This is a genomic window from Streptomyces sp. CRN 30, assembly GCF_034105845.1.
The window spans coordinates 1-24,120 of the sequence record NZ_JAVRHI010000038.1 but is presented as its reverse complement, the minus strand read 5'-3'; the positions used below and the strand labels follow the sequence as shown (position 1 = coordinate 24,120).

At 71.8% G+C, this 24,120-nt stretch carries 25 protein-coding genes; 13 read left to right on the top strand and 12 right to left on the bottom strand.

Annotation, left to right across the window (positions count from 1 at the left end; translation table 11 throughout):
• Nucleotides 1-26: 26 nt before the first annotated feature.
• From UW392_RS03990 to recX, 4 genes are all read left to right on the top strand, one after another.
• Nucleotides 27-221 (top strand): DUF3046 domain-containing protein, encoded by a 195-nt coding sequence (locus UW392_RS03990; RefSeq protein WP_320773447.1) that lies wholly within the window; start codon nucleotides 27-29, stop codon nucleotides 219-221.
• Between the two features lie 92 nt (nucleotides 222-313).
• Nucleotides 314-1,573, top strand: coding sequence for an AI-2E family transporter (locus UW392_RS03985; RefSeq protein ID WP_320773446.1), 1,260 nt, complete (start codon nucleotides 314-316; stop codon nucleotides 1,571-1,573).
• Nucleotides 1,574-1,811: 238 nt separating this feature from the next.
• Entirely contained in the window at nucleotides 1,812-2,939 is a 1,128-nt protein-coding gene (recA, locus tag UW392_RS03980; protein WP_320773445.1) for a recombinase RecA, read from the top strand.
• Between the two features lie 3 nt (nucleotides 2,940-2,942).
• Complete coding sequence (gene recX / locus UW392_RS03975) at nucleotides 2,943-3,857, top strand: recombination regulator RecX (RefSeq protein ID WP_320773444.1); 915 nt, start codon at nucleotides 2,943-2,945, stop codon at nucleotides 3,855-3,857.
• A 215-nt stretch (nucleotides 3,858-4,072) separates the two neighbouring features.
• Here recX and UW392_RS03970 read toward each other — a convergent pair whose 3' ends face one another.
• The 8 genes from UW392_RS03970 to UW392_RS03940 all read right to left on the bottom strand — a co-directional run bounded on the left by UW392_RS03970 (nucleotide 4,073) and on the right by UW392_RS03940 (nucleotide 10,826).
• Nucleotides 4,073-4,516 (bottom strand): rhodanese-like domain-containing protein, encoded by a 444-nt coding sequence (locus UW392_RS03970; protein WP_320773443.1) that lies wholly within the window; start codon nucleotides 4,514-4,516, stop codon nucleotides 4,073-4,075.
• Nucleotides 4,513-5,091, bottom strand: coding sequence for a cysteine dioxygenase (locus UW392_RS03965; RefSeq protein WP_414495532.1), 579 nt, complete (start codon nucleotides 5,089-5,091; stop codon nucleotides 4,513-4,515). Before UW392_RS03965 ends, UW392_RS03970 begins: the two co-directional genes overlap by 4 nt.
• Before the next feature lie 83 nt (nucleotides 5,092-5,174).
• Nucleotides 5,175-5,246 (bottom strand): putative leader peptide, encoded by a 72-nt coding sequence (locus UW392_RS66910; RefSeq protein WP_414495540.1) that lies wholly within the window; start codon nucleotides 5,244-5,246, stop codon nucleotides 5,175-5,177.
• Nucleotides 5,247-5,434: 188 nt separating this feature from the next.
• Entirely contained in the window at nucleotides 5,435-7,135 is a 1,701-nt protein-coding gene (locus tag UW392_RS03960) for an FAD-dependent monooxygenase (protein ID WP_320773441.1), read from the bottom strand.
• Nucleotides 7,136-7,325: 190 nt separating this feature from the next.
• On the bottom strand, nucleotides 7,326-8,306 hold the full coding sequence (locus UW392_RS03955; protein WP_320773440.1) for an amino acid ABC transporter permease: 981 nt from the start codon (nucleotides 8,304-8,306) through the stop codon (nucleotides 7,326-7,328).
• The gene (locus UW392_RS03950) at nucleotides 8,303-8,971 is read right to left on the bottom strand and encodes an amino acid ABC transporter permease (RefSeq protein ID WP_320773439.1); all 669 of its coding nucleotides are present in this window, start codon (nucleotides 8,969-8,971) and stop codon (nucleotides 8,303-8,305) included. Before UW392_RS03950 ends, UW392_RS03955 begins: the two co-directional genes overlap by 4 nt.
• A 75-nt stretch (nucleotides 8,972-9,046) precedes the next feature.
• Nucleotides 9,047-9,880, bottom strand: coding sequence for a glutamate ABC transporter substrate-binding protein (locus tag UW392_RS03945; protein ID WP_320773438.1), 834 nt, complete (start codon nucleotides 9,878-9,880; stop codon nucleotides 9,047-9,049).
• Between the two features lie 169 nt (nucleotides 9,881-10,049).
• Nucleotides 10,050-10,826: an amino acid ABC transporter ATP-binding protein gene (locus UW392_RS03940; protein ID WP_320773437.1), complete on the bottom strand. Its 777-nt coding sequence runs from the start codon at nucleotides 10,824-10,826 to the stop codon at nucleotides 10,050-10,052.
• A gap of 490 nt (nucleotides 10,827-11,316) precedes the next feature.
• On the opposite strand from UW392_RS03940, the gene UW392_RS03935 reads away from it, so the two are divergent.
• Together UW392_RS03935 and UW392_RS03930 are read left to right on the top strand one after the other, a co-directional pair.
• Nucleotides 11,317-12,003, top strand: a complete 687-nt coding sequence (locus tag UW392_RS03935; RefSeq protein ID WP_320773436.1) for a response regulator transcription factor — start codon at nucleotides 11,317-11,319, stop codon at nucleotides 12,001-12,003.
• Nucleotides 12,004-12,012: 9 nt separating this feature from the next.
• Nucleotides 12,013-13,431, top strand: coding sequence for an ATP-binding protein (locus UW392_RS03930; RefSeq protein ID WP_320773435.1), 1,419 nt, complete (start codon nucleotides 12,013-12,015; stop codon nucleotides 13,429-13,431).
• A 28-nt stretch (nucleotides 13,432-13,459) separates the two neighbouring features.
• Here the strand turns inward: UW392_RS03930 and UW392_RS03925 are convergent, their stop codons facing one another.
• Together UW392_RS03925 and UW392_RS03920 are read right to left on the bottom strand one after the other, a co-directional pair.
• Nucleotides 13,460-14,455, bottom strand: a complete 996-nt coding sequence (locus UW392_RS03925) for a TAXI family TRAP transporter solute-binding subunit (protein ID WP_320773434.1) — start codon at nucleotides 14,453-14,455, stop codon at nucleotides 13,460-13,462.
• Nucleotides 14,456-14,633: 178 nt separating this feature from the next.
• Nucleotides 14,634-15,767, bottom strand: a complete 1,134-nt coding sequence (locus UW392_RS03920; protein ID WP_320773433.1) for a peptidoglycan recognition family protein — start codon at nucleotides 15,765-15,767, stop codon at nucleotides 14,634-14,636.
• 201 nt (nucleotides 15,768-15,968) lie between these two features.
• Between UW392_RS03920 and UW392_RS03915 the strand changes: the two genes are divergently transcribed.
• From UW392_RS03915 to UW392_RS03905, 3 genes are all read left to right on the top strand, one after another.
• Nucleotides 15,969-16,373 (top strand): MazG nucleotide pyrophosphohydrolase domain-containing protein, encoded by a 405-nt coding sequence (locus UW392_RS03915; protein WP_320773432.1) that lies wholly within the window; start codon nucleotides 15,969-15,971, stop codon nucleotides 16,371-16,373.
• 67 nt (nucleotides 16,374-16,440) lie between these two features.
• Nucleotides 16,441-17,967, top strand: coding sequence for a tRNA (N6-isopentenyl adenosine(37)-C2)-methylthiotransferase MiaB (gene miaB, locus UW392_RS03910; protein WP_320773431.1), 1,527 nt, complete (start codon nucleotides 16,441-16,443; stop codon nucleotides 17,965-17,967).
• 29 nt (nucleotides 17,968-17,996) lie between these two features.
• Entirely contained in the window at nucleotides 17,997-18,710 is a 714-nt protein-coding gene (locus UW392_RS03905; RefSeq protein WP_320773430.1) for a class III extradiol dioxygenase subunit B-like domain-containing protein, read from the top strand.
• Between the two features lie 76 nt (nucleotides 18,711-18,786).
• Here UW392_RS03905 and UW392_RS03900 read toward each other — a convergent pair whose 3' ends face one another.
• Together UW392_RS03900 and UW392_RS03895 are read right to left on the bottom strand one after the other, a co-directional pair.
• Nucleotides 18,787-19,035, bottom strand: coding sequence for an antitoxin (locus tag UW392_RS03900; protein ID WP_320773429.1), 249 nt, complete (start codon nucleotides 19,033-19,035; stop codon nucleotides 18,787-18,789).
• Between the two features lie 24 nt (nucleotides 19,036-19,059).
• Nucleotides 19,060-19,419 carry a hypothetical protein gene (locus UW392_RS03895; RefSeq protein ID WP_320773428.1) on the bottom strand — a complete coding sequence of 120 codons (360 nt, stop codon included), beginning with the start codon at nucleotides 19,417-19,419 and terminating at the stop codon, nucleotides 19,060-19,062.
• A 180-nt stretch (nucleotides 19,420-19,599) separates the two neighbouring features.
• Between UW392_RS03895 and miaA the strand changes: the two genes are divergently transcribed.
• The 4 genes from miaA to UW392_RS03875 all read left to right on the top strand — a co-directional run.
• Nucleotides 19,600-20,538 carry a tRNA (adenosine(37)-N6)-dimethylallyltransferase MiaA gene (miaA, locus tag UW392_RS03890; RefSeq protein ID WP_320773427.1) on the top strand — a complete coding sequence of 313 codons (939 nt, stop codon included), beginning with the start codon at nucleotides 19,600-19,602 and terminating at the stop codon, nucleotides 20,536-20,538.
• 107 nt (nucleotides 20,539-20,645) lie between these two features.
• Entirely contained in the window at nucleotides 20,646-21,188 is a 543-nt protein-coding gene (locus UW392_RS03885) for a hypothetical protein (protein ID WP_320773461.1), read from the top strand.
• Between the two features lie 83 nt (nucleotides 21,189-21,271).
• Nucleotides 21,272-22,141, top strand: a complete 870-nt coding sequence (gene dapF / locus UW392_RS03880; protein WP_320773426.1) for a diaminopimelate epimerase — start codon at nucleotides 21,272-21,274, stop codon at nucleotides 22,139-22,141.
• 297 nt (nucleotides 22,142-22,438) lie between these two features.
• The coding region (locus UW392_RS03875) for a RelA/SpoT family protein (protein ID WP_320773425.1) at nucleotides 22,439-24,120 on the top strand (1,682 nt) is incomplete at its 3' end.

Here is a 24,120-nt window from a genome sequence, read left to right as displayed (position 1 = left end):
ACCCCCGGGCGCGGGATACTGGAGGCATGCGGTTGACGGTCTTCTGGCAGCGGATGGCGGATCACTTCGGAGAGGGGTACGCGGACACCTTCGCGCGCGATCATGTGATGTCCGAACTGGGCGGGCGCACCGTACGGCAGGCGCTCGACGCCGGCTGGGAGGCCAAGGACGTGTGGCGCGTGGTGTGCTCGACGATGAACGTTCCGGGCGACCGGCGCTGACCGTCCGCCGCGGCCCCGGCGGCCGCCGGATGCCCGTACGAAGATCTCGGGGAGCGGGACCGAATGTCGTCGGGGTGGGCGAAACTTGCTCCGTGGCATCCACAGACGAGACCGCGCCGGTCGACCAGCTCACCTCCCCGTACGGCACCACGCCCCCCGCACCGCCTCCCGCGGCCGACGATGCCGGACGGGGCGACCGGATGCCGCGCTGGCTGCCGCGCGCCATGGTGCTGGCCCTGTCGCTCATCGCCGCCTTCCAGCTCGGCAGCTGGGCGTTCCACCAGCTCATCGGGCTGCTCGTCAACGTGCTCATCGCGTTCTTCCTGGCGCTCGCGATAGAGCCCGCGGTCAGCTGGATGGCCTCGCGCGGGCTGCGCAGGGGCTTCGCCACCTTCCTAGTCTTCCTGGGTGTGCTGATCGGGACCGCCGGGTTCTTCACACTGATGGGCTCGATGCTCGCGGGCCAGATCGTCAGGATGGTCGAGGGTCTCCCGGAGTACTTCGACTCCGTGATCAGCTGGATCAACACCACCTTCCACACCGAACTGAAGCGGGTGGACATACAGGAGGGGCTGCTCCGCTCCGACTGGCTGCAGAGGTACGTGCAGAACAGCGCCACGGGTGTGCTGGACGTCTCCACACAGGTCCTGGGCGGTCTCTTCAGGCTGCTGACGATCACGCTGTTCTCGTTCTACTTCGCCGCCGACGGTCCGCGGTTGCGGCGCGCGCTGTGCTCCGTGCTGCCGCCCGTCAGGCAGGCCGAGGTGCTGCGGGCCTGGGAGATCGCCGTCGACAAGACCGGCGGGTACCTGTACTCACGCGGTCTGATGGCGCTGATCTCCGGGATCGCGCACTACATCCTGCTGGCGTACCTGGACGTCAACTACGCGCCCGTCCTCGCCGTCTGGGTCGGACTGGTCTCCCAGTTCATCCCCACCATCGGCACCTACCTGGCGGGCGCCCTGCCGATGCTGATCGCCTTCACGGAGAACCCGTGGTACGCGCTCTGGGTGCTCGTCTTCGTGGTGATCTACCAGCAGTTCGAGAACTACGTGCTGCAGCCCAAGCTGACCGCGAAGACGGTGGACGTCCACCCGGCGGTCGCCTTCGGGTCGGTCATCGCCGGTACCGCCCTCCTCGGCGCCGTCGGGGCGCTGATCGCCATTCCCGCGGTGGCCACGCTGCAGGCGTTCCTCGGGGCGTACGTGAAGCGGTACGACGTCATGGACGACGACCGGTTCCAGGGGCGGCGCAGACGGAACGCGGGCAGGATCCTCGCTCGCGTGCGGCGGATGCTGGAGCAGGAGCGGCGGCCGGAGCAGAAGCAGAAGGCGGGCGACGACCCCTCCTGAGGGCGCCGGGCGCCCCGGATCCGTGGAAGGGGGCGCGCTTGACACTGAAATCGAACATCCATTCTCATGGAGGTTCCGGTGGAGCTCGCGGTGGGTTGTTTGGGGTTCTTTGTCACGATTCTCGCGGAGGAATGCCGGAGTTATCCACAGGCCGAACGGGCGTCAGGGCGCATTGTCAGTGGCAGGCGTTAGCGTCTTTGACGTGAAGCGAACGACTCAAGCAAACCGGGTGGAACCCATGGCAGGAACCGACCGCGAGAAGGCGCTCGACGCCGCGCTCGCACAGATCGAACGGCAATTCGGCAAGGGCGCGGTCATGCGCATGGGCGAGCGGCCGAACGAGCCCATCGAGGTCATCCCGACCGGGTCGACCGCGCTCGACGTGGCCCTCGGCGTCGGTGGCCTGCCGCGCGGCCGCGTCGTGGAGGTCTACGGGCCGGAGTCCTCCGGCAAGACCACGCTGACCCTGCACGCCGTGGCGAACGCGCAGAAGGCCGGCGGTCAGGTCGCCTTCGTGGACGCGGAGCACGCCCTCGACCCCGAGTACGCGAAGAAGCTCGGCGTCGACATCGACAACCTGATCCTCTCGCAGCCCGACAACGGCGAGCAGGCCCTGGAGATCGTGGACATGCTGGTCCGCTCCGGTGCCCTCGACCTGATCGTCATCGACTCCGTCGCCGCGCTCGTCCCGCGCGCGGAGATCGAGGGCGAGATGGGTGACAGCCACGTCGGTCTGCAGGCCCGTCTGATGAGCCAGGCCCTGCGGAAGATCACCAGCGCGCTCAACCAGTCCAAGACCACCGCGATCTTCATCAACCAGCTCCGCGAGAAGATCGGCGTGATGTTCGGCTCCCCCGAGACCACGACCGGTGGCCGGGCGCTCAAGTTCTACGCCTCCGTGCGCATCGACATCCGCCGCATCGAGACCCTGAAGGACGGCACGGAGGCGGTCGGCAACCGCACCCGTTGCAAGGTCGTCAAGAACAAGGTCGCGCCGCCCTTCAAGCAGGCCGAGTTCGACATCCTCTACGGCCAGGGCATCAGCCGCGAGGGCGGCCTGATCGACATGGGCGTGGAGCACGGCTTCGTCCGCAAGGCAGGCGCCTGGTACACGTACGAGGGCGACCAGCTCGGACAGGGCAAGGAGAACGCCCGCAACTTCCTGAAGGACAATCCCGACCTCGCCAACGAGATCGAGAAGAAGATCAAGGAGAAGCTGGGCGTCGGGGTACGGCCGGAGGAGCCCGCCACCGAACCGGCGGCGGACGCGACGGTCGCGGCCGCCACCACGGCCGAGGCCACGAAGACGGTGCCCGCTCCGGCGGCCAAGACGGCCAAGACCAAGGCCGCGGCAGCCAAGAGCTAGCCCGTGACACGGCGAACGGACTGGGCCGAGTACGCCCGCCCCGTGGCCCCCGACGGGCCGCGGGGCGGAGACGACGCGGACGCCGCCGAGGCGGAGAGGATGTACGGGGGGCGGCCGGACGACGCCCACCCACTGGACGACGGCCGCAGGCGGAGGGGCGGCCGGGCGGGTGCCGGTGCCCACGGCCGGCCGGACGAGGGGACGTGGCCCGACGCCGGTCCGGGCGGTACGGAGCCCTGGCCGGCGGGCGACGGCCCGGACCACGAGGACGGCGGCCGTGCCCACGGCGGTGGTCCGCGCGGCGGGCGTGGGCGTGGACGCCGGCGGCGCGACGCCGACGAGTCCTACGCGGAGTCGTCCGGTGGCCGGCAGGACGGGGGTTCCTCCTCCTCGTCGAGGGCCGAGGAGGGGGAGTCCTCGGGGGACCCGGTCGAGCGGGCTCGGGCGATCTGTCTGCGCCTGCTCACCGGGACCCCGCGCACGCGCAAGCAGCTCGCCGACGCGCTGCGCAAGCGGGAGATACCCGAGGACGTGGCGGACCAGGTGCTGTCGCGGTTCGAGGAGGTCGGCCTGATCGACGACAGCGCCTTCGCGGACGCCTGGGTGGAGTCCCGGCACCACGGCAGGGGCCTGGCCCGTCGGGCGCTCGCGCAGGAGCTGCGGACCAAGGGCGTCGACCCGACGCTGATCGACCAGGCCGTCTCCCGGCTGGACTCCGATCAGGAGGAGAGCACGGCACGCGAGCTCGTCGCCCGCAAGCTGCGCTCCACGCGCGGTCTCGACCGCGACAAGCGCCTCCGGCGTCTCGCCGGCATGCTCGCCCGCAAGGGGTACTCCCAGGGCCTGGCCCTCAAGGTGGTCCGACAGGCGTTGGAGGACGAGGGGGAGGACACGGAGGGGCTGGACGAGCCGTTCTGAGGCGCCGGCGCCGAAGCGGGAAGCCTGGGGAGGGTGAGGGGAAGGGGGAGAGGGGGAGAGGGAAGAGGGGGGCGAAGCGGGGCCCGGAAACGTGTCCCGTCGGTTGAAGCAGCCGAGGCAGCAGTCGGTGCAGTCGGTGCAGTCGGTGCAGTCGGTGGGTGAGCCGTGCTGACCGGCAGGCCGGCCGACACGCTGCGGTGCCGACCGGCCGTTTGTCACTCCCCGTGCGTTACGGGGAGTCCCGCTTGCCGCCACGCCTGAAAGCCGCCCACCAGGTCGGTCGCCCGGTGGAGCCCCAGCTGCCGCAGGGACGCGGCAGCGAGGCTGGAGGCGTAGCCCTCATTGCAGAGGACCACGACGCGCAGGTCGTGGCTGGTGGCCTCGGGGAGCCGGTGGCTGCCTTGCGGGTCGAGCCGCCACTCGAGTTCGTTGCGCTCCACGATCAGGGCGCCGGGGATCAGGCCGTCGCGGTCGCGCAGGGCCGCGTAACGGATGTCGACCAGGAGGGCCTCGCCCGCCTGCGCGGCCTCGTGGGCCTCATGTGTCTCGACGCGGTCGAGGTCCTCGCGGACACGCTCCAGCAACTCGTCGATACCGGTCGGACGGCCGGGGTACCCCTGGCGCTCGGGTTCCGGTTCGGGTGCGCGTGCGCTGGTCACTGCCAGTCCTCCGGGCTCTCGACCTGCTCCAGCCGAAGGACCGGCCCCGTACGGCTGTAACGGCGGATCCGGGGGAGGGGCGGGTAGTAGGCGTGGACGGACACGGCGTGCTGCTCGGTGGACTCGTTGAGCACCTCGTGCACGTGGTGGCGGCCGAACGCCCGGCCGCGGCCGGTGGGCAGCTGTCGTACGCGGTCCAGTCCTTCGGTGAGTTCCAGCGTCTGCCAGCCGCCGCCGGGCAGCCGGGCGGCGAGCGAGTTCTCCGTCAGTTCGCCGGAGGCGGTGACGAAGGCGCCCACGGAGTCGGCGTGGTCGTGCCAGCCGGTGCCGGTACCGGGCGGCCAGCCGATGAGCCAGGCCTCGCTGCCGCCGGGGCCGTCGAGGCGAATCCAGGTGCGGCCCTCGGGGTCGAGGGGCAGCGAGGAGATCAGCTCGGCGTCGGCGGCCGCACGCCGCGCGAAGTCGAGCAGTTCGGCCTGGGTCGGAGGCGCGTCACGGGCACCGGGGCGGGAGGGCACAGCGGAGGAGGCAGCAGGTGATACGGGTGATACGGGTGATACGGGTGATACGGACACGGATACCGTCCTGGGAGTCTTCGCGCGGGAGCACACGGCGGCGCAGGGAAGAGCGCGGCGCGCACTGGAAAGGGAAGGCGAGTTCAGCAGGACGGACGACACACGCAGCCCGCATAGCGGATCAGGTCCATATGGACCCTCCGCCACAGGTGCACGCAGGTGTCGGTCACGGTCGGGAGTACACCACGGCCGGAGGAAGCGGTCAACCGGCAGCCATGGGACGCTGCCCGCAGTCCTCTCGACTCCCGCAGTCCTCTCGACTCCCGAAGCCCTCTCGACTCCCGAAGCCCTCTCGGCCCCCGAAGTCCTCTCGGCCCGCGTCCGTCCCCGCCCCGCCGCCTCCTCAGGTCTCTCGGTCCGCGTCCGCCCCCGCCGCCTCCTCGGACCGCGTACGTCTTCCCAGTGCCGCCTCCGCCGCCGAGTACAGCGCGGCGGGGTGGACCCCGCTCAGCGCGGTCACCAGATGGCCGTCCGGGCGGATCAGCAGCACCGTGTGCGCGGCCGCGCCCGGGTACTCCTCGGCGACCAGCAGTTCGGCGGGGCCGGGCAGTGCCGTCACGGCGGCCGCGAGCCGGGGCATGAGGCCGGCGCTCACCCAGTGCTTGCGCTCCCACACCCCCGTGCCCGGTGCGATCAGCACCACCAGCAGCGCCCCGCGTCCGAGCCGGTCCCGCAGCCGTACGGAGGAGCCGTCCTCCGCGGTCACCCGCACATCGGTGACCGCGTCGCCCGGCAGCGTGTCCACGGCGGTCTCCGACTCGGCGCGCGGCGGTGCGAGCGGCGACCCGGCGTAGCTCCCCGGCCCGCCCAGCTGTCCGTGTCCCAGGTGCCCGTCGGCGAAGAGCGCGTCCTGGCCGCGGGCCGGGCCGAGGACGTACGAGCGCAGTCCACCGCCGCCGCGCAGCACGGGCAGCGCCTGGTCGGCGGCGCGCAGCCGGGCGGCGACGACCGCCCGCCGTTCCTCCTGGTAACTGTCGAGCAGCGCCTCGTGGGGGCCGTGGTGCCAGGCCAGTGCCAGCTTCCAGGCGAGGTTGTCGGCGTCCCGCAGACCCTCGTCCAGGCCCTGGGTGCCGAGCGCGCCGAGCAGGTGGGCCGCGTCCCCTGCGAGGAACACCCGGCCGGCCCGCCAGCGGCGCGCGAGGCGGTGGTGGACGGTGTGCACCCCCGTGTCGAGCAGCTCGTACGGCGGGGTGGTGCCGCCGCTCCAGCCCGCGAGCGTCTCCCTGATCCGGGTCACCAGCATCTCGGGCGTGACCAGGTCCTTGCCCGGCGGCAGCAGCCAGTCCAGGCGCCACGCCCCGTCGGGAAGCGGCCGCGCGGTCACCTCCCCGCCCGTGGGGCCGGACGTGCGCCACGGCGGTGACCGGTGCAGCAACGCCTCGTCGGGCCGGGGGAGTTCCGTGCGCAGCGCCGCCACCGCGTGCCGCTCCACGGCCGTGCGCCCGGGGAAGCGGATGTCCTGGAGTTTGCGGACCGTCGAGCGGGGGCCGTCGCAGCCGACGAGGTAGCTGCCGCGCCACCAGGTGCCCTTGGGGCCGCGGGTGTGTGCCGTGACGCCCGACGGCTCCTGCTCGATACCGTCCAGCCGGCTCTCCACGGCGACCTTGACCAGCCGCTCGCCCGCGACGGCCGTGCGCAGGACACCGGTCAGCACGTGCTGGGCGATGTGCAGCGGGGCGGCCGTCTCGAGGGGCGCGTGGACGTCCGCGGAGGTGCGGCCGACTGACTCGCCGGAGGTGTCCTGGGTCGGGTGCACGGGCGTGTCTTCGAGCGCGTCCCCGGCGAAACGGACTTCCCGCGTCACCTGCTTGCGCCGCATCGACCGCCAGCCGGCCCAGCGCAGCCCCGCCTCGGCGAGCGGCGTCCCGGTCAGCCGGGTGAGCAGTGCGGCCGTCTCCGCACGCAGGACGACCGTCCGCGCGGGGCGCTGCTCGTCCTTGCCCGGGCCCTCGTCGAGGAGGACGGAGGGCACGTCTTGGCGCGCGAGCGCGAGCGCGAGCGTGAGCCCCACGGGCCCCGCTCCCACGATGATCACCGGGTCCACGGCGCGGTACCCCCTGCCCGGACCGGTGTCCTGCGGAACGTTCGGGAACAGGCAGTTGAAGGGGGGTGCACGATCACAGAACGTATGCAACCCATTGCCGGTGCTTGCGTCAAGTGACGGAGGCAGTGGCGATCATGCCACTGCCTCCGCTTCTTCACATATCGTCAGTTCTTCTGCGCGCGCGGGCCGTTCAGGGGGTCTTGCCCACGTCTCCGCCTATGCCTGTTCCCGCACCGCCGCCTCCGCCGCCCGCGCCACCATCGGGTTTGGCGCCCGCGCCGGTGCCGTGGGCGCCGACCAGTTCACCCGGCGCGTTGAGCTCGGCCGCGTCACCCGCGCCGAGGACCGCGCCGGTGCTCTTCTTGCTGCGCCGGAGCCTGGCCTCCAGCCAGGACGCGAAGCTGGTGAGGAGGAAGTTGAGCAGGATGAAGATGACCGCCACCACGATGAAGCTGGGGATGACGTTCGCGTAGTTCGCCGCCAGCGTCTTGCGGGCGTTGAGCAGCTCGGTGAAGTTCAGCATGGCGCCGCCGAGCGCCGTGTCCTTCACGATCACGACGAGCTGGCTGACGATCGCCGGCAGCATCGCGGTCACGGCCTGCGGCAGCAGGATGGTCGTCATCACCTGCGTCTTGCGCATACCGATGGCCTGCGCGGCCTCGGACTGCCCCTTGGGCAGCGACAGGATGCCGGCCCGGACGATCTCGGCGAGCACCGAGGCGTTGTACAGGACCAGGCCCGTGACCACCGCGTACAGCGGCCGGGAGTCGGTGTCGATGTTGGTGTAGTCCGAGTAGAACTGGTTGGCGAACACCATCAGCAGCAGCACCGGGATGGCGCGGAAGAACTCGATGATCGTCGCCGCCGGGACCCGTACCCACTTGTGGTCCGACATGCGGGCGATGCCGAGGGCCGCGCCGAGCGGCAGGGCGATGACCATCGACAGGGCCGCCGCCTTGAGCGTGTTGCCGAGGCCGGGCAGCAGGTACGTCGTCCATGCCTGGGCCTCGACGAAGGGCTTCCACTTGGCCCCCTCCATCTGGCCCTTGTCCGCCATGGTCTGCCAGACCCACCACAGTGCGAGCACCAGGAGGACGCCGAAGACCACGGAGAGGACCAGGTTGCGCCGTTTGGCCCGGGGCCCCGGCGTGTCGTACAGAACGGAACTCATCGCTTCACCGCCAGTCGCTTGCCGAGCCATCCGAGAAGCAGGCCGGTCGGCAGCGTCAGCACCACGAAGCCCAGGGCGAAGATCGTGGCGATGAGGAGGAGCTGCGCCTCGTTCTCGATCATTTCCTTCATCAGCAGCGCGGCCTCGGCCACGCCGATGGCCGCCGCCACCGTGGTGTTCTTGGTGAGGGCGATCAGTACGTTGGTCAGCGGGCCGATCACCGTGCGGAACGCCTGCGGGAGCACGATGAGCGAGAGCACCTGGGAGAAGCTCAGTCCCAGGGCGCGGGCCGCCTCGGCCTGCCCGACCGGCACCGTGTTGATGCCGGAGCGCAGGGCCTCGCACACGAACGTCGCGGTGTACATGCTCAGGCCCAGTACGGCGAGCCGGAAGAACTTCGCGTCGAAGTCGTCCGTCGCGCCGAGGGCGACACCGAAGATGTTGGAGAGGCCCAGCGAGGTGAACACGATGATGACGGTGAGCGGGATGTTCCGCACGATGTTCACGTAGGCCGTGCCGAAGCCGCGCATCAGCGGCACGGGGCTGACCCGCATCCCGGCCAGTACCGTTCCCAGGACCAGGGAGCCGACGGCCGAGAGCAGTGTCAGCTGCACTGTGGTCCAGAACGCCCCTAGGACGTCGTAGCCTTCAAGAAAGTCGAACACGATCTCCCGCGCTTCCGCGTGTGCCGAGGGGAGTGGCGGGCCGCCGCGTCGAACGGCCCGCCACCGATGCCTGCCTTACTTGACGATGTCGCCGACCTTCGGGGCGGGCTCGTTGTCGTAGTTCGCCGGGCCGAAGTTGTCCTCGACCGCCTTGTCCCAGTCCTTGTCGCTGACCATCTTCTCCAGGGCGGCGTTGATGTCGTCGAGCAGCTCGGTCTCGCCCTTCTTGACACCGATGCCGTAGTTCTCGTTGCTCAGCTCCAGGCCGGCCAGCTTGAACTTGCCCTTGTACTGCTCCTGCGACGCGTAGCCGGCGAGGATCGAGTCGTCCGTGGTCAGGGCGTCGACCGCACCGCTCGCGAGGCCGTCAAGGCACTCGGAGTAGGTGCCGAGCTGCTGCAGGTTGGCCTTGGGCGCGAAGTCGTTCTTGACGTTCTGCGCGGAGGTCGAGCCGGTGACCGAGCAGAGCTTCTTGCCGTTGAGGTCCTCGCCCTTGGAGACGTTGTCGTCGGCGCGGATCAGCAGGTCCTGGTGGGCGAGCAGGTACGGGCCGGCGAAGTCGACCTTCTCCTTGCGCTCGTCGGTGATCGAGTAGGTGGCCGCGATGAAGTCGACGTCGCCGCGCTCGAGGGCGTTCTCACGGTCGGCGCTCGGCGTCTCCTTCCACTCGATGTCCCCCTCCTCGTAGCCGAGCTCCTTGGCCACGTACGTGGCGACGTCGACGTCGAAGCCCGCGTAGCTGCCGTCGGGCGTCTTGAGGCCGAGGCCCGGCTGGTCGAACTTGATGCCGATGGTGATCTTGTCGCCGCCGCCCGAGCCGCTGTCACTGCCACCGCCGCCACAGGCGGTCGCGGTCAGGGCGAGGACGAAGGCGGTGGCCGAGGCGGCGGTGACCTTGCGGAGCTTCATGGTGGACATCCTTTGCGTGGTGACGAGAAGCGGGCCGTCGGTGCGGGTGCCGCGGGCGCCGGGTGCGGGTGACGTGGGCCGTCGGGCCCGGGCAGCGGATCTCTCGGAGCACGTGGCCCCGTGCTGCCCTCGGTGGTGCGGGCTCAGCGGTGCTGATCAGTGGTGCGGATCAGTGATGCAGGATCTTCGACAGGAAGTCCTTGGCCCGGTCGCTGCGCGGGTTGCTGAAGAACTGGTCCGGCGCCGCCTCCTCGACGATGCGCCCGTCGGCCATGAACACGACCCGGTTGGCGGCCGAGCGGGCGAAGCCCATCTCGTGGGTCACGACGATCATGGTCATCCCGTCGCGTGCGAGCTGCTGCATGACCTCCAGCACCTCGTTGATCATCTCGGGGTCGAGGGCCGAGGTCGGCTCGTCGAAGAGCATGACCTTCGGGTCCATCGCCAGCGCCCGCGCGATCGCCACACGCTGCTGCTGCCCGCCGGACAGCTGGGCCGGGTACTTGTCCGCCTGTGTGCCGACGCCGACCCGGTCGAGCAGGGCGCGCGCCTTCTCCTCGGCCTTCGCCTTGTCGGTCTTGCGGACCTTCACCTGGCCGAGCATGACGTTCTCGAGCACCGTCTTGTGCGCGAAGAGGTTGAAGGACTGGAACACCATGCCGACGTCGGCGCGGAGCCGGGCGAGCGCCTTGCCCTCCGCGGGCAGCGGCTTGCCGTCGATCGTGATGTCGCCCGAGTCGATCGTCTCGAGGCGGTTGATGGTGCGGCACAGGGTGGACTTGCCGGACCCGGAGGGCCCGATCACCACGACGACCTCACCCCGGGTGATCGTCAGGTCGATGTCCTGGAGCACGTGCAAGGCGCCGAAGTGCTTGTTCACGCTTTTCAGGACGACCAGGTCGTCGGTCGCGGCCACGGTGTCCTTGGCCACCGATACTTCGGTCATCGCTTACTGGCTCCGTCCTCCTCGGTTTCGGAGGACAGTAGTGACCTGCGCCTACCAGCGTCATTACATCTGAGGGGAAATTGAGCATAACGATCCGATAGCGGGTCACCACGGTGAGTAAAGGGCCCGCGGCAGCCGATTACCGCCGCGTACCGGCTGGGTAACGCCGGATCGCAGCTACTTGACGTCGTACTCGGTCATCGGCGTCACTGCACAGGAGACACGCGCGCGCGTGCCCGCGTTCTCCGCGCGTTGCAACCGCGTTCACATGGAACGGGGTGCGCGCCGGCCGGGATTCCGGCCTCCGCGCGGCCTCGGGACCGCACGACCGACCTGTAACGAAACGGATCGCAGCAGCCATTCGCAGAGATCGACCCGCATCTCTTCCCCACAGAGACCATCACAGAGACCGAAACGCGCCCATTCACGAGAACCGCCACCCACAGGCACCACCACCCACAGTGACCGACACGCACCGGAGGGGGCCGGAATGAGACTGCTCCTCGTCGAGGACGACAATCACGTCGCCGCCGCCCTGTCCGCGGTGCTGGCCCGGCACGGCTTCGACGTCACGCACGCCCGCAGCGGCGAGGAGGCCCTCCAGGCGCTCGTCCCCGAGGGCGCCGGCTTCGGCGTGGTGCTGCTCGACCTCGGCCTGCCCGACCAGGACGGCTATGAGGTCTGCGGGAAGATCCGCAAACGCACCAGCATCCCCGTCATCATGGTCACCGCCCGGGCCGACGTGCGCTCGCGCATCCACGGACTGAACCTCGGGGCGGACGACTACGTCGTCAAGCCGTACGACACCGGGGAACTGCTCGCCCGCATCCACGCCGTCAGCCGGCGCAGGGCGGCCGGTGAGACCCCCGGGCCCGGGAACAGCGCGCTCAGACTGGGCACCGTGCAGATCGAGCTGCCCACCCGCCAGGTCAGCGTGGACGGCATGGTGGTCCAGTTGACCCGCAAGGAGTTCGACCTGCTGGCCCTGCTCGCCCAGCGCCCCGGGGTGGTCTTCCGCCGGGAACAGATCATCAGCGAGGTGTGGCGCACCAGTTGGGAGGGGACCGGCCGCACCCTGGAGGTGCACGTCGCCTCCCTGCGCTCCAAGCTGCGCATGCCCGCACTGATCGAGACAGTGCGCGGAGTCGGGTACCGCCTGGTCATCCCCGCGGCATAGCGTGCCCGGGTGCGCACTCGTCTGCTTCCGCTGCTCATCGTCCTCATGGCCGCCGTGCTGCTGGCGCTCGGCATCCCGCTCGCGGTCAGCCTGGCGGCCGCGGAGCAGCAGAAGGTGGTCGTCGACCGCATCGACGACACGGCGCGTTTCGCGGCCCTCGCGCAGTTCGTCGCCGACCGTCCGCCCGGCTCCCGGGTCGACGACACCGGCGAGCGCCGGCAGACCCTGCAGCGGGAACTCGACCGCTACCACGACGTGTACGGCATCCGCGCGGGCGTCTTCGACCGCGGGTGCGAGCGCAGGTGCAGCGCCATGGCGAACGCCCCGCGCAGCTGGTACGTGCCCCTGGAGGGCGAGGGCCGCGACGCCTACGGCGAGGCGCTGCTGGGGCGGCGCAGCGACGACCCGGAGCAGGTGTGGCCCTGGGAGCGCGGCCGGCTGGTCGTCGCGTCGCCGGTCGTCCGGGACGGTGACGTCGTCGCCGTCGTCGTCACCGACTCGCCCACCGGGCAGATGCGGTCGGAGATCCTGCGGGGCTGGCTGGTCATCGCGGCGGTCCTGGTGGCCGCGATGCTCCTCGCCGTCGGGGCCGCGCTGCGCCTGACCGGCTGGGTCCTCAAGCCCGTGCGGGAGCTCGACGCCACCGCCCACGACATCGCCACCGGGCGCTTGAAGTCCCGGGTCCCGGTGGCCGGCGGGCCGCCGGAGTTCCGGCGGCTGGCCCGGTCGTTCAACGAGATGGCCGGCAACGTGGAGGAGGTCCTCGAACAGCAGCGCGCCTTCGTCGCGGACGCCTCGCACCAGCTGCGCAACCCGCTCGCCGCGCTGCTCCTCCGTATCGACCTGCTCGCCCTGGAACTGCCCGAGGACAACGAGGAGATCGGCTCCGTGCGCGCCGAGGGGAAGCGGCTCGCCCAGGTCCTCGACGACCTGCTCGACCTCGCGCTCGCCGAGCACGCCGAGGCGTCCCTGGAGCTCACCGACATCGGCGAACTGGCCGCCGAACGCGTCGCCGCCTGGGGACCGGTGGCCGGGAGCAAGGGCGTACGGCTGGCGGGGGACTGCCCGCCCACCACCGCCTGGGCCGACCCGATCGCCCTGTCGAGCGCCCTGGACGCCGTGATCGACAACGCGCTGAAGTTCACCCCCGGGGGAGAGGACGTCTCGGTGCGCGTGTCCTCCAACGGCGACGTCTCCACGGTCGTCGTCGCCGACCGGGGGCCCGGGCTCGGCGACGAGGAGCTCAGCCGCATCGGCGACCGCTTCTGGCGCAGCCCGGGGCACCAGAACATCAAGGGGTCCGGGCTCGGCCTGTCCATCACGCGCGCGCTGCTCGCGGCGGGTGGCGGATCGATCGCGTACGCCCGCCACGAACCGCACGGGCTGCAGGTGACCGTGACGGTGCCGAGGTCAGGACCACCGGCCTGAACGGCACCTGAGGCCGTCGTGCCGCGCCCTACGGCTTCATCGAGCGGTAGTACCGTCGCGCGCCCTCGTGCAGGCTCAGCGGGTCCGTGTAGATGGCCGTGCGCAGGTCCACCAGTTGCGCCGAGTGGACGTGCGAACCGATGCTGTCGCGGCTGTTGATCACCGTCCGGGTGAGCCACTCGGTCAGCCGGGGATCCACGCCCGCGCGTGTGATGAGCAGATTGGCCACGGTGAGCGTCTGCACGGTGCCGCCCCGCTGCACGGACGGATAGGCGTCGGCGGGCATCACCGAGGACCGGTAGAAGCCGAGGGCGTCGTCCTGGTCGTGCAGTTCGGCCACGAGGGCGGCGTCGATCTCCACGAACCGGAAGTCGGACGTCTCGGCCAGGTCCGCCAGTCCGCGGGTCGGCAGGCCGCCCGACCAGAAGAACGCGTCGATCCGGCCGTCGCGCAGCCGGTTCGGCCCGGTCGCTATGCCGTCCTTCTCCGGTACGACGTCCTGCCGCGGATCGAGCCCGGCCGCCTTCAGCACCCGGTCGGCGATGAGCCGTACGCCGGAGTCGTCGGGCCCCACACCGACCCGCTTGCCGCGCAGGTCCTCGACCGTCTCGATGTCGGACGTGCGCGCGACGACGAGCTGCGCGTAGTCGTCGTACAGCCGTGCCATGCCACGCAGCCCGGCGTGCCCGGGCATCCGGTTCTGCTGGTACGTCTCCACCGCGTCCGCCGCGGCGATGGCGAAGTCGGCCTCACCGGTGGCCACGCGCGCGACGTTCTGCTGCGAGCCGTCGCTGGACTGCACCACCACCTTGAGACCGGGCATGTCCCGGGCGATCGCGGCGCGCAGGCGCTCCCCGTACTCGTAGTAGACCCCCTCCTCCGTGCCCGTGCTGAGCGTGATCGTTCCGGTCGGGGGCTCCTCGCGCGGCCACAGCCACCACAGGAGCAGCCCGAGGACCACGAGCGCGGCCGTGGCGACCGGCAGGCGTCGGCGGGCGCCGTAGCGGCACAGACCCTGGAGCATGGCGCGATCCTGCCAGCTCAGGGGGCGACGGCCAAGGCTTGTCGGGCGGCCGGGGTGAAGCCGTGACCGACCTGTGTGGGGGCGTGTGCGAGGGGTGACGGCGCTGGTCGTTCAACGGTGTGTCCGTGTGCCGTCCGTGCGCCGGGTCCGTGCGTCGCGGGCCCGGCGCACGGAGGCTCTAGAGGCCGTCCGCCACCGCCTCGCGCAGGCGGTCGAGCTCCCGGTACATCGTCCCGCCCGGGCACTTCGTCACCATCCAGTCCCGGTGCCCGCTGATCTCCGGCACCTCCTTGTGGGCACCGTTCACGGGGTTGACGTACCGCACGCGCGCGTACGGGTCGACGCCGTGCTGCCGCACCAGCACACGGGCCAGACGGGTCAGCGACTTCCGGGCGGCCTTGGTCGGGCGCCGCTTGGTCAGGGTGCCCATCAGGGCGATGCCCAGGTTCCCGGAGTTGCAGCCGCCGACGTGGAAGGCGGTCACCACCCTGCCGTCGCCGTCGTGCCCGGGCAGTCCGCCGTCGTCGGTGTGCCGGCCCTCGTAGATGCGGCCCTCCTCGTCGATGAGGAAGTGGTAGCCGATGTCGCCCCAGCCGTTGGTCTCGGTGTGCAGCTGGTAGATGCCGCGCACCGTGGCGGCCGGGTCGGAGTCGTCGTTCGACGTGGCGGTGTGGTGCACGGTGAGGGTCTGGAAGGGGTAGTACGCGGCCGGCGTGTTCTCCGAGCCGTCCGACGCGTACCGCAGGGACTCGTCGGCCCCCCAGGCGGCCCGCGACACGTAGGCGAGGCCGCGCATCCGCGTCGTCTCCTTCGGGACGGCCACCGCACGCCGCGGGCCGCGCCGGGTGTCGAGCGCCAGTGAACGCAGCCCGGTCGCCCCGGCGGGCGCCCTCAGCTCGTAGCCGGCGGCCTCGTCGGCGGGGATCAGCAGCCCACCGCCGCTCGCGGGGAAGCAGCCGTCCTCGGGGAACGCCCGCCAGGCACCCTCCGTCCCGTCGGCCGTGCGCAGCCGGATGCCGCCGCCGGTGGCCTCCGGCGCGCCCTCCCAGCGCACGCCCACGAAGCCGATGGGGAAGGCGGCCGCCACGGGCGCCTCGCCGACGGCGGCCGCGGCGCGGGTCTCGGGGAAGATCCCGGTCGTGAGGCCGGCCCGGGTGGCGCCGGCCATGGCGGTGTCCGGTTCTGCCGGGCCGGCCATCACGGCCGGCGTGATCACGGCCCCGGCGGCGACCGCGCCCGCGGTGCCGATCAGGGTGCGCCGGGTGACGGGTGACTGCGCCCGGTGGGCGGGAGTGGCGGGAGGAACGGTCACGGCGGGTCCTCAACATTCCTGGTCGTACGGCAGCTGCCGGGATACGTACGGGACGGACGGCCGGGCCGGAGGGGTGCCCCGGGCCGGCTGTGCTCGTGAAGACCCAACGGAGCGTAGGGGGTTACGTCACCGCCTTCCATGGGGCGTCACACCTGGACGTGCAGGTGGGAGAGGGTGGGCGAAGGTGATTACAGTGACCGCATGCATCCCTCCCCCGCCTCTTCCGTCCGGGAGTTCCACCGGGCTTTCGGACTCGACGCGCGCACCGTGCCGACGGAGGTGGCGCCGGACCTCGCGGCCCACCGCGGTGACCTGCTCGCCGAGGAGGCCGCGGAGGTCGCCGAGGTGGCCGTCGGGGGGCCGCTGGACCGGCTGGCGCACGAACTCGCGGATGTCGTGTACGTGGCGTACGGCACCGCGCTCGTCCACGGGATCGACCTGGACGCGGTGATCGCCGAGATCCACCGCGCCAACATGTCGAAGCTGGGACCGGACGGGCAGGTGGCCCGCCGGGCGGACGGCAAGGTGCTCAAGGGGGAGCACTACCGGGCGCCGGACGTGGCGGAGGTGCTGCGCCGGCAGGGATGGCGCGGCGAGCAGGGCTGACGGGAGGCGGGCCGCGCTCCGGCGGGCGGAGGCGGAGGCTCCCCGGTGCACCGCCTACCCTTGTGGCATGAGCAGCAGTGACCGGAGCCAGGCAGTGGGCGTGAAGACCTACGAAGTACGCACCTACGGGTGCCAGATGAACGTCCACGACTCCGAGCGCTTGTCCGGTCTGCTGGAGGACGCGGGCTACGTCCGCGCCCCCGAGGGCACCCGCGAGGGCGACGCCGACGTCGTCGTCTTCAACACCTGCGCGGTCCGCGAGAACGCCGACAACCGCCTCTACGGCAACCTCGGCCGCCTCGCCCCCATGAAGGCGTCCCGCCCCGGCATGCAGATCGCCGTCGGCGGCTGCCTGGCGCAGAAGGACCGCGACACCATCGTGAAGCGGGCGCCCTGGGTGGACGTCGTCTTCGGTACGCACAACATCGGCAAGCTGCCGGTCCTGCTGGAGCGCGCCCGCGTCCAGGAGGAGGCGCAGGTCGAGATCGCCGAGTCGCTGGAGGCGTTCCCCTCCACGCTGCCGACCCGCCGCGAGAGCGCGTACGCCGCCTGGGTCTCCATCTCCGTCGGCTGCAACAACACCTGCACCTTCTGCATCGTCCCGGCGCTGCGCGGCAAGGAGAAGGACCGCCGCCCCGGCGACATCCTCGCCGAGGTCGAGGCCCTGGTCGCCGAGGGCGTCTCGGAGATCACGCTGCTCGGCCAGAACGTCAACGCGTACGGCTCCGACATCGGCGACCGCGAGGCGTTCAGCAAGCTGCTGCGGGCCTGCGGGAGCATCGAGGGACTGGAGCGCGTCCGCTTCACCTCGCCGCACCCGCGCGACTTCACCGACGACGTGATCGCCGCCATGGCCGAGACGCCGAACGTGATGCCGCAGCTGCACATGCCGCTCCAGTCCGGCTCGGACACCGTCCTGAAGGCGATGCGCCGCTCCTACCGGCAGGAGCGCTACCTCGGGATCATCGAGAAGGTCCGCGCGGCCATCCCGCACGCCGCCATCACCACCGACATCATCGTGGGCTTCCCCGGCGAGACCGAGGAGGACTTCGAGCAGACCCTGCACGCGGTGCGCGAGGCGCGCTTCTCGCAGGCCTTCACCTTCCAGTACTCCAAGCGCCCCGGCACCCCCGCGGCCACCATGGAGGGCCAGATTCCCAAGGAGGTCGTCCAGGCGCGCTACGAGCGTCTCGTCGCCCTCCAGGAGGAGATCTCCTGGGAGGAGAACAAGAAGCAGGTCGGCCGCACCCTGGAGTTGATGGTCGCCGAGGGCGAGGGCCGCAAGGACGGCGCCACCCACCGCCTCTCCGGCCGCGCCCCCGACAACCGCCTGGTGCACTTCACCAAGCCGGACCAGGAGGTGCGCCCCGGCGACGTGGTGACCGTGGAGATCACGTACGCCGCCCCGCACCACCTGCTCGCCGAGGGCACCGTCCTGGACGTGCGCCGCACGCGCGCGGGCGACGCCTGGGAGAAGCGGAACCTCAAGAAGGCGGAGCAGGAGGACAAGCCGGCCGGCGTGCTGCTCGGGCTGCCGAAGATCGGCGTCCCGGAGCCGTTGCCGCTCGCCACCACGGGCTGCGGCTGCGACTGATCCCGGCCCGCGGGACTACGCTGCTGATCATGCTTGTAGCCGCCGCCGTGTGCCCCTGCCCGCCGCTGCTCGTGCCCGAGGTCGCCGCCGGGGCGGCGCCCGAACTGGACGCCGCGCGGGCCGCGTGCGCCACCGCGCTCGGGGTACTGGCCGCCGCGCTCCCCGACCGGCTCGTGGTGGTGGGCCCGGCCGGGGACAGCCTCCCGTACCCGGCGGGCACGGCGGGCTCCTTCCGCGGCTTCGGCGTCGACGTCGACGTACGCCTCGGGCCCGGCGAGCCGGACGGCACGGAGGCGGAGTCCGGCCTGCCGACCTCCCTGGCGGTCGCCGCGTGGCTGCTGGCGCGCACGGAGTGGGCCGGCGCGCCCGTCGAGGGGTTCGGTGTGGCGCGGGACCTCCCGGCCGGGCGGTGCGTGGACACGGGACGGGAGATCGCGGCACGGTCACCGCGGGTGGCGATGCTGGTGATGGGTGACGGCAGCGCGTGCCGCACGCTCAAGGCGCCGGGGTACCTCGACGAGCGCGCGGCCGGCTTCGATGCGGCGGCCGCGCGGGCGCTCGGCTCGGCCGACACCACCGCCCTGAAGGCGCTGGACGCCGGTCTCGCGCACGAGTTGCAGGTCGCCGGCCGTGCACCCTGGCAGCTCCTCGCGGGCGCCGCCGAGGGCACGGACCTGTCCGGTTCGCTGCTGTACGACGACGCCCCGTACGGCGTCGGGTACGTGGTGGCCACCTGGTCCTAGGGCACACGGCGGACGGCCGGGAGCGTCGTGCTCCCGGCCGTCCGCCGGTGTCGTCCAGGTGCCGCTGCCGTGTCGCTCAGGAGGCCGGTGGAGGAGGTGGGGACCCGGTGCCGTCGTCCTTGTGCGCGAGCCGGTCCACGGCGTTCTTGGCCCGGTCCGTGCCCATGTGGATCCGGTCGCTGTACCTGCCCTTGGTCTTCTCGTCGACCATGTGCGCCGCCTTGTCGATACCGCGCCCGACCTTGTCCCCGTGTTCCTTCGCGAGGCCCGAGATCCTGTTCGTGGCGGGGCTGCATCTGGCTTTCAGACTGTCCAGGAGACCCATGGTCCACCTTCCTCGCGCGAGCGGTTAAGCGCGGGCGCCCTCGCCGGCCGTGTCGTCCGCGGCGTTGTCCGCGGCCTTCGCGGCGGTCTGCTGGGCGGGGATCTCCACGTCACCGGTCCCGCCGGAACCCTCCGGCGCGGTCCCGCGCGCGTCCTCGCCGCCGTCCTCGGTCTCCGGCGCCGTGCCCGCCTCGGCTGCTGCCGCCTCGGCCGCGGCCGGTTCCGGTACCCCGCCGCCGGAGGTCTCGGGGGTTCCGCCCGCCTCTTCCGGCGCTTCCGTCCCGTTCCCGCCGGTCCCGGCTGCCGGTGTCGCGGCCCCGGCCTCGACGGTCGACGCCTCCTCCGCTGTCCTCGACCTCCGCAGAAGTCGTGCAAAAACGCCCATATCCACTCCAACGTTACTCGTGCGGGCGAAATCCCGCGTCGCCCGGTGCGTCCGATTGCGTCGCCCGGGACACCGGCACTCGGAACCGGCGGTCGGAACCTCGCAACAGGAACGACCCCGGCCGTGTGACGTCACGTAACTCGTTCGAGGGGAGTACGTGAGGTTTGCGAGACTGGGTCGGTGAGCAGCGCACCCTCCGCCCCCCGTGTCATCGCCGTCGTCGGACCCACCGCGGCGGGCAAATCCGATCTCGGCGTCTTCCTGGCCCAGCGCCTCGGCGGCGAGGTCGTCAACGCCGATTCGATGCAGCTCTACCAGGGGATGGACATCGGCACCGCCAAACTGACACCCGAGGAACGCGGTGGCGTCCCGCACCACCTGCTGGACATCTGGGACGTCACCGTCGCGGCCAGCGTCGCCGAGTACCAGCGGCTCGCCCGCGCGCGGATCGACGCGCTGCTCGCGGAGGGCCGCTGGCCGGTGCTGGTGGGCGGCTCCGGACTGTACGTCCGCGGCGCGGTCGACAACCTGGAGTTCCCCGGCACCGACCCGGAGGTCCGGGCCCGCCTGGAGGAGGAACTCACCCTGCGGGGCTCCGGCGCCCTGCACGCGCGCCTGGCCGCCGCCGACCCGGAGGCCGCCCGGGCCATCCTGCCGAGCAACGGCCGCCGCATCGTGCGCGCCCTGGAGGTCATCGAGATCACCGGCAAGCCGTTCACCGCCAACCTCCCCGGCCACGACTCCGTCTACGACACGGTGCAGATCGGCGTCGACGTGGACCGTCCCGAGCTGGACGAGCGCATCGCCCGCCGGGTCGACCGCATGTGGGACGCCGGACTCGTCGACGAGGTGCGCGCACTCGAGGCGCGGGGGCTGCGCGAGGGGCGTACGGCGTCGCGCGCGCTCGGCTACCAGCAGGTGCTCGCCGCGCTCGCCGGGGAGTGCACCGAGGAGGAGGCGCGGGCCGAGACCGTGCGGGCCACCAAGCGCTTCGCGCGCCGCCAGGATTCCTGGTTCCGGCGCGATCCGCGGGTGCACTGGCTGAAGGGCGGAGCGGCGGACGGCACGGAACTTCCCGGGCTCGCGCTGACTCTGGTCGAACGACCGGTTACAGCCTGATCACGTCCTGGCATCGGGACGCTCCGGCCGTCATCCGGGCCTCCGGGACCGTGCCATCATCAAGCTTCGATCGACCAGTGGAATCCTAGTGGGGAGGGCGCGTGGCGATGGAGGCCGGCCCTCGCGACACCGCGCAAGGAGCGGACGGTGATCTCGCGGCACCCGCGGGGCAAGGGGAGCGGCAGACCCTGGAGGGGTACCGTCCCGACGCCGGAGCCGACGGTGATCCGCTGAGCCCGGACGGGCCGGAGGAGCAGCCGCCGGACGGAGTGACCGCCGACGGGCCGGGGCCGGACGAGATGTCCGCCGGGCCGGAGGTCGAGGTGGAGCTGCGCCCGCAGCGCCGGATGCGCATCTGGCAGCTCGCGCCCATCGTCGTCCTGGCCGCGGTCGGTTCGCTGATGTTCGCCTTCCCGCTCGCCTTCGAGTTCGGTGACGGCGGCGCCGTGGTCGCCATGCTGGGCCTGCTGATCTGCTTCTGTGCGGCCGGCTGGGGCATGATGGCCGCCCGCCGGGTCGGCAGCACCTGGCCCGGACTGCCGCAGCGCGGATCCGGCCGACGCCCGGACTGGCGGGTCGTGCTCCTGTACGCGGTGGTGGTCGCCGTACTGGTCGGCCTGGCCGTGTGGCGCGTGGCCCGGCTGCGCTGAGCCCCCGAGCGCGCGGCCGGTGTTCCCGCCGGCGCCCCCCCCGCGCCACCGTCGCCGTCGTACCCACCCCGTACGATCGAGGGATGAGCACGCGGATCGCCTTCCTCAAGGGGCACGGCACCGAGAACGACTTCGTGATCGTCCCGGACCCCGAGAACGCCCTCGACCTGCCCCCGGCCGCCGTCGCCGCACTGTGCGACCGGCGCGCGGGCATCGGCGGGGACGGTCTGCTGCACGTCGTGCGGTCCGCCGCGCACCCCGAGGCCGCGGCGATGGCGGCCGAGGCGGAGTGGTTCATGGACTACCGCAACGGCGACGGCTCGGTCGCCGAGATGTGTGGCAACGGCGTGCGGGTCTTCGCCCGCTACCTGCAGCGCGCCGGCCACGCCGACGCGGGCGACCTCGCGATCGCCACCCGCGGGGGCGTGAAGACCGTGCACCTCGCCAAGGACGGCGACATCACCGTCGGCATGGGCCGGGCCCGCCTCCCCGAGGGCGAGGTCACGGTGAGCGTCGGCGGGCGCAGCTGGCCCGCGCGCAACGTGAACATGGGCAATCCGCACGCGGTCGCCTTCGTGGACGACCTCGCCCACGCCGGTGACCTGTACGACCCCCCGCCCTTCAGCCCGGCCGCCGCCTATCCGGACGGGGTGAACGTGGAGTTCGTGGTCGACCGCGGCCCCGGGCACGTGGCGCTGCGCGTGCACGAGCGCGGTTCCGGCGAGACGCGGTCCTGCGGCACCGGCGCCTGCGCCGTGGCCGTGGCGGTGGCCCGCCGTGACGGCGCCGACCCGGCGGTGACGGGCACCCCGGTGACCTACACCGTCGATCTGCCCGGCGGCACGCTGGTGATCACCGAGCGCCCGGACGGCGAGATCGAGATGACCGGTCCCGCGGTGATCGTCGCCGAGGGAGAGATCGACGCGGAATGGCTGGAAACCGCGGCGCGTTGACGCGTTCCGCGGCTGCGCATCGCAGCGTGCGGGATGCCGGAGGGCAGGGAACCGGGCTCGGCGGACGCGCCCACGTTCGATTCCATGGTCCCGGGCGTCCCACATGGCTCGAAACCGTAAACCCCGAGTCCCTCGCTCGAATGGGTGATCCGTTTCACGCTCGGCGAGAGGCGGTCAGCCGGGCGTGGTGGGCTCGATAGCATCAAGCACCGGTCCGGACGGGGGAACGACGCCCACCCCTGAGTCGCCGTTTGCCCAAGGGCACCCGTCCGCCGGTCCACGGAGCCGGAGGTGCCCATGAGTGCGGAGGCCACGAACCCCCTCACGCCCGCCACTGTGACGACCGCGAGCCACCGCAGGAAGAACCGCCCGCGCATCGATCTGCGCCGCCTCGGCCGGGCCGCGGTGCTCGGCCCGGCCGCCCGCGACCGGCTGCCGGACGCGATCGGCCACGTGGTCGAGGTCCACCGCGCCCACCACCCCGACGCCGACGTCGACATCCTGCGCCGCGCCTATCTGCTCGCGGAGTCCTCGCACCGCGGCCAGATGCGCAAGAGCGGCGAGCCGTACATCACGCACCCGCTCGCCGTGACGCTGATCCTCGCCGAACTCGGCGCGGAGACCACCACGCTGACGGCCTCCCTGCTGCACGACACGGTCGAGGACACCGAGGTGACGCTCGAACAGGTCGGCGCCCAGTTCGGCGAGGAGGTCCGCTACCTCGTCGACGGCGTCACGAAGCTGGAGAAGGTCGACTACGGGGCCGCCGCCGAACCCGAGACGTTCCGCAAGATGCTCGTCGCCACCGGCAACGACGTCCGCGTGATGTCGATCAAGCTCGCCGACCGGCTGCACAACATGCGCACGCTCAGCGTGATGCGCCGCGAGAAACAGGAACGCATCGCCAAGGTCACCCGCGACATGCTGATCCCCCTCGCCGAACGGCTCGGCGTGCAGGTCCTCAAGACCGAACTGGAGGACCTGGTCTTCGCGATCCTGCACCCCGAGGAGTGCGCGCGCACCAGGGAACTGATCGCGGAGAACGCCGAGGACGCCGCGCACGGCGGCGACACCCTCGCCGAGACCGCCGACGAGGTGCGCGCGGTGCTGCGCGAGGCCGGCATCCAGGCCGAGGTCGTCATCAGGCCCCGGCACTTCGTCTCCGTGCACCGCGTCTCCCGCAAGCGCGGACAGCTGCGCGGCGCGGACTTCGGGCGGCTCCTGGTGCTCGTGGGCGAGGACGCCGACTGCTACGCGGTCCTCGGCGAGCTGCACACCTGTCTCACCCCGGTCGTCTCGGAGTTCAAGGACTTCATCGCCGTACCGAAGTTCAACCTCTACCAGTCGCTGCACACCGCCGTGGCGCGCCCGGACGGCCAGGTCGCCGAGGTCCTCATCCGTACGCACCAGATGCACCGGGTAGCCGAGGCCGGGGTCGTGGCGCTCGGCAACCCCTACGCGCCGGGGGCCGACGACCCCTCCGACGGCGAGCGGGCCGACCCCACCCGGCCCGGCTGGCTCTCCCGCCTCCTCGACTGGCAGGAGGCGGCCCAGGACACCGACATGTTCTGGTCCACCCTCCGCGAGGACCTCGCCCAGGACCGCGAGATCACCGTCTTCCGGCCCGACGGGGGCGCACTGGGGCTGCCCGAGGGCGCCAGCTGTGTGGACGCCGCGTACGCCCTCTACGGGGAGGACGCGCACGCCTGTATCGGCGCACGGGTCAACGGGCGGCTGGCGACGCTCAGCACGGTGCTGAGGGACGGCGACACCGTCCAGCTCCTCATGGGACAGGACGCGGACGCGGCCTCGGAGCCGTCCCGGGAGTGGCTGGACCACGCCCACACGCCCGGCGCGCGCATCGCCATCCAGCGCTGGATGGCCACCCACCCGTCGGCCGACGACACCGGCGCACCGGCTGCCCCCGCCGGCGCTCCGGCCGAGGGACGCGCCCCGCGCAACGACGGCGCCACCGCGCG

Coding starts and splice junctions, on each gene's coding strand:
- UW392_RS03990 (WP_320773447.1), top strand. CDS start 27: ATGCGGTTGACGGTCTTCTGGCAGCGGATGGCGGATCACTTCGGAGAG.
- recA (WP_320773445.1), top strand. CDS start 1,812: ATGGCAGGAACCGACCGCGAGAAGGCGCTCGACGCCGCGCTCGCACAG.
- UW392_RS03955 (WP_320773440.1), bottom strand. CDS start 8,306: ATGAGTTCCGTTCTGTACGACACGCCGGGGCCCCGGGCCAAACGGCGC.
- UW392_RS03945 (WP_320773438.1), bottom strand. CDS start 9,880: ATGAAGCTCCGCAAGGTCACCGCCGCCTCGGCCACCGCCTTCGTCCTC.
- UW392_RS03940 (WP_320773437.1), bottom strand. CDS start 10,826: ATGACCGAAGTATCGGTGGCCAAGGACACCGTGGCCGCGACCGACGAC.
- UW392_RS03935 (WP_320773436.1), top strand. CDS start 11,317: ATGAGACTGCTCCTCGTCGAGGACGACAATCACGTCGCCGCCGCCCTG.
- UW392_RS03925 (WP_320773434.1), bottom strand. CDS start 14,455: ATGCTCCAGGGTCTGTGCCGCTACGGCGCCCGCCGACGCCTGCCGGTC.
- UW392_RS03915 (WP_320773432.1), top strand. CDS start 15,969: ATGCATCCCTCCCCCGCCTCTTCCGTCCGGGAGTTCCACCGGGCTTTC.
- miaB (WP_320773431.1), top strand. CDS start 16,441: ATGAGCAGCAGTGACCGGAGCCAGGCAGTGGGCGTGAAGACCTACGAA.
- UW392_RS03905 (WP_320773430.1), top strand. CDS start 17,997: ATGCTTGTAGCCGCCGCCGTGTGCCCCTGCCCGCCGCTGCTCGTGCCC.
- UW392_RS03900 (WP_320773429.1), bottom strand. CDS start 19,035: ATGGGTCTCCTGGACAGTCTGAAAGCCAGATGCAGCCCCGCCACGAAC.
- UW392_RS03895 (WP_320773428.1), bottom strand. CDS start 19,419: ATGGGCGTTTTTGCACGACTTCTGCGGAGGTCGAGGACAGCGGAGGAG.
- UW392_RS03885 (WP_320773461.1), top strand. CDS start 20,646: ATGGAGGCCGGCCCTCGCGACACCGCGCAAGGAGCGGACGGTGATCTC.
- dapF (WP_320773426.1), top strand. CDS start 21,272: ATGAGCACGCGGATCGCCTTCCTCAAGGGGCACGGCACCGAGAACGAC.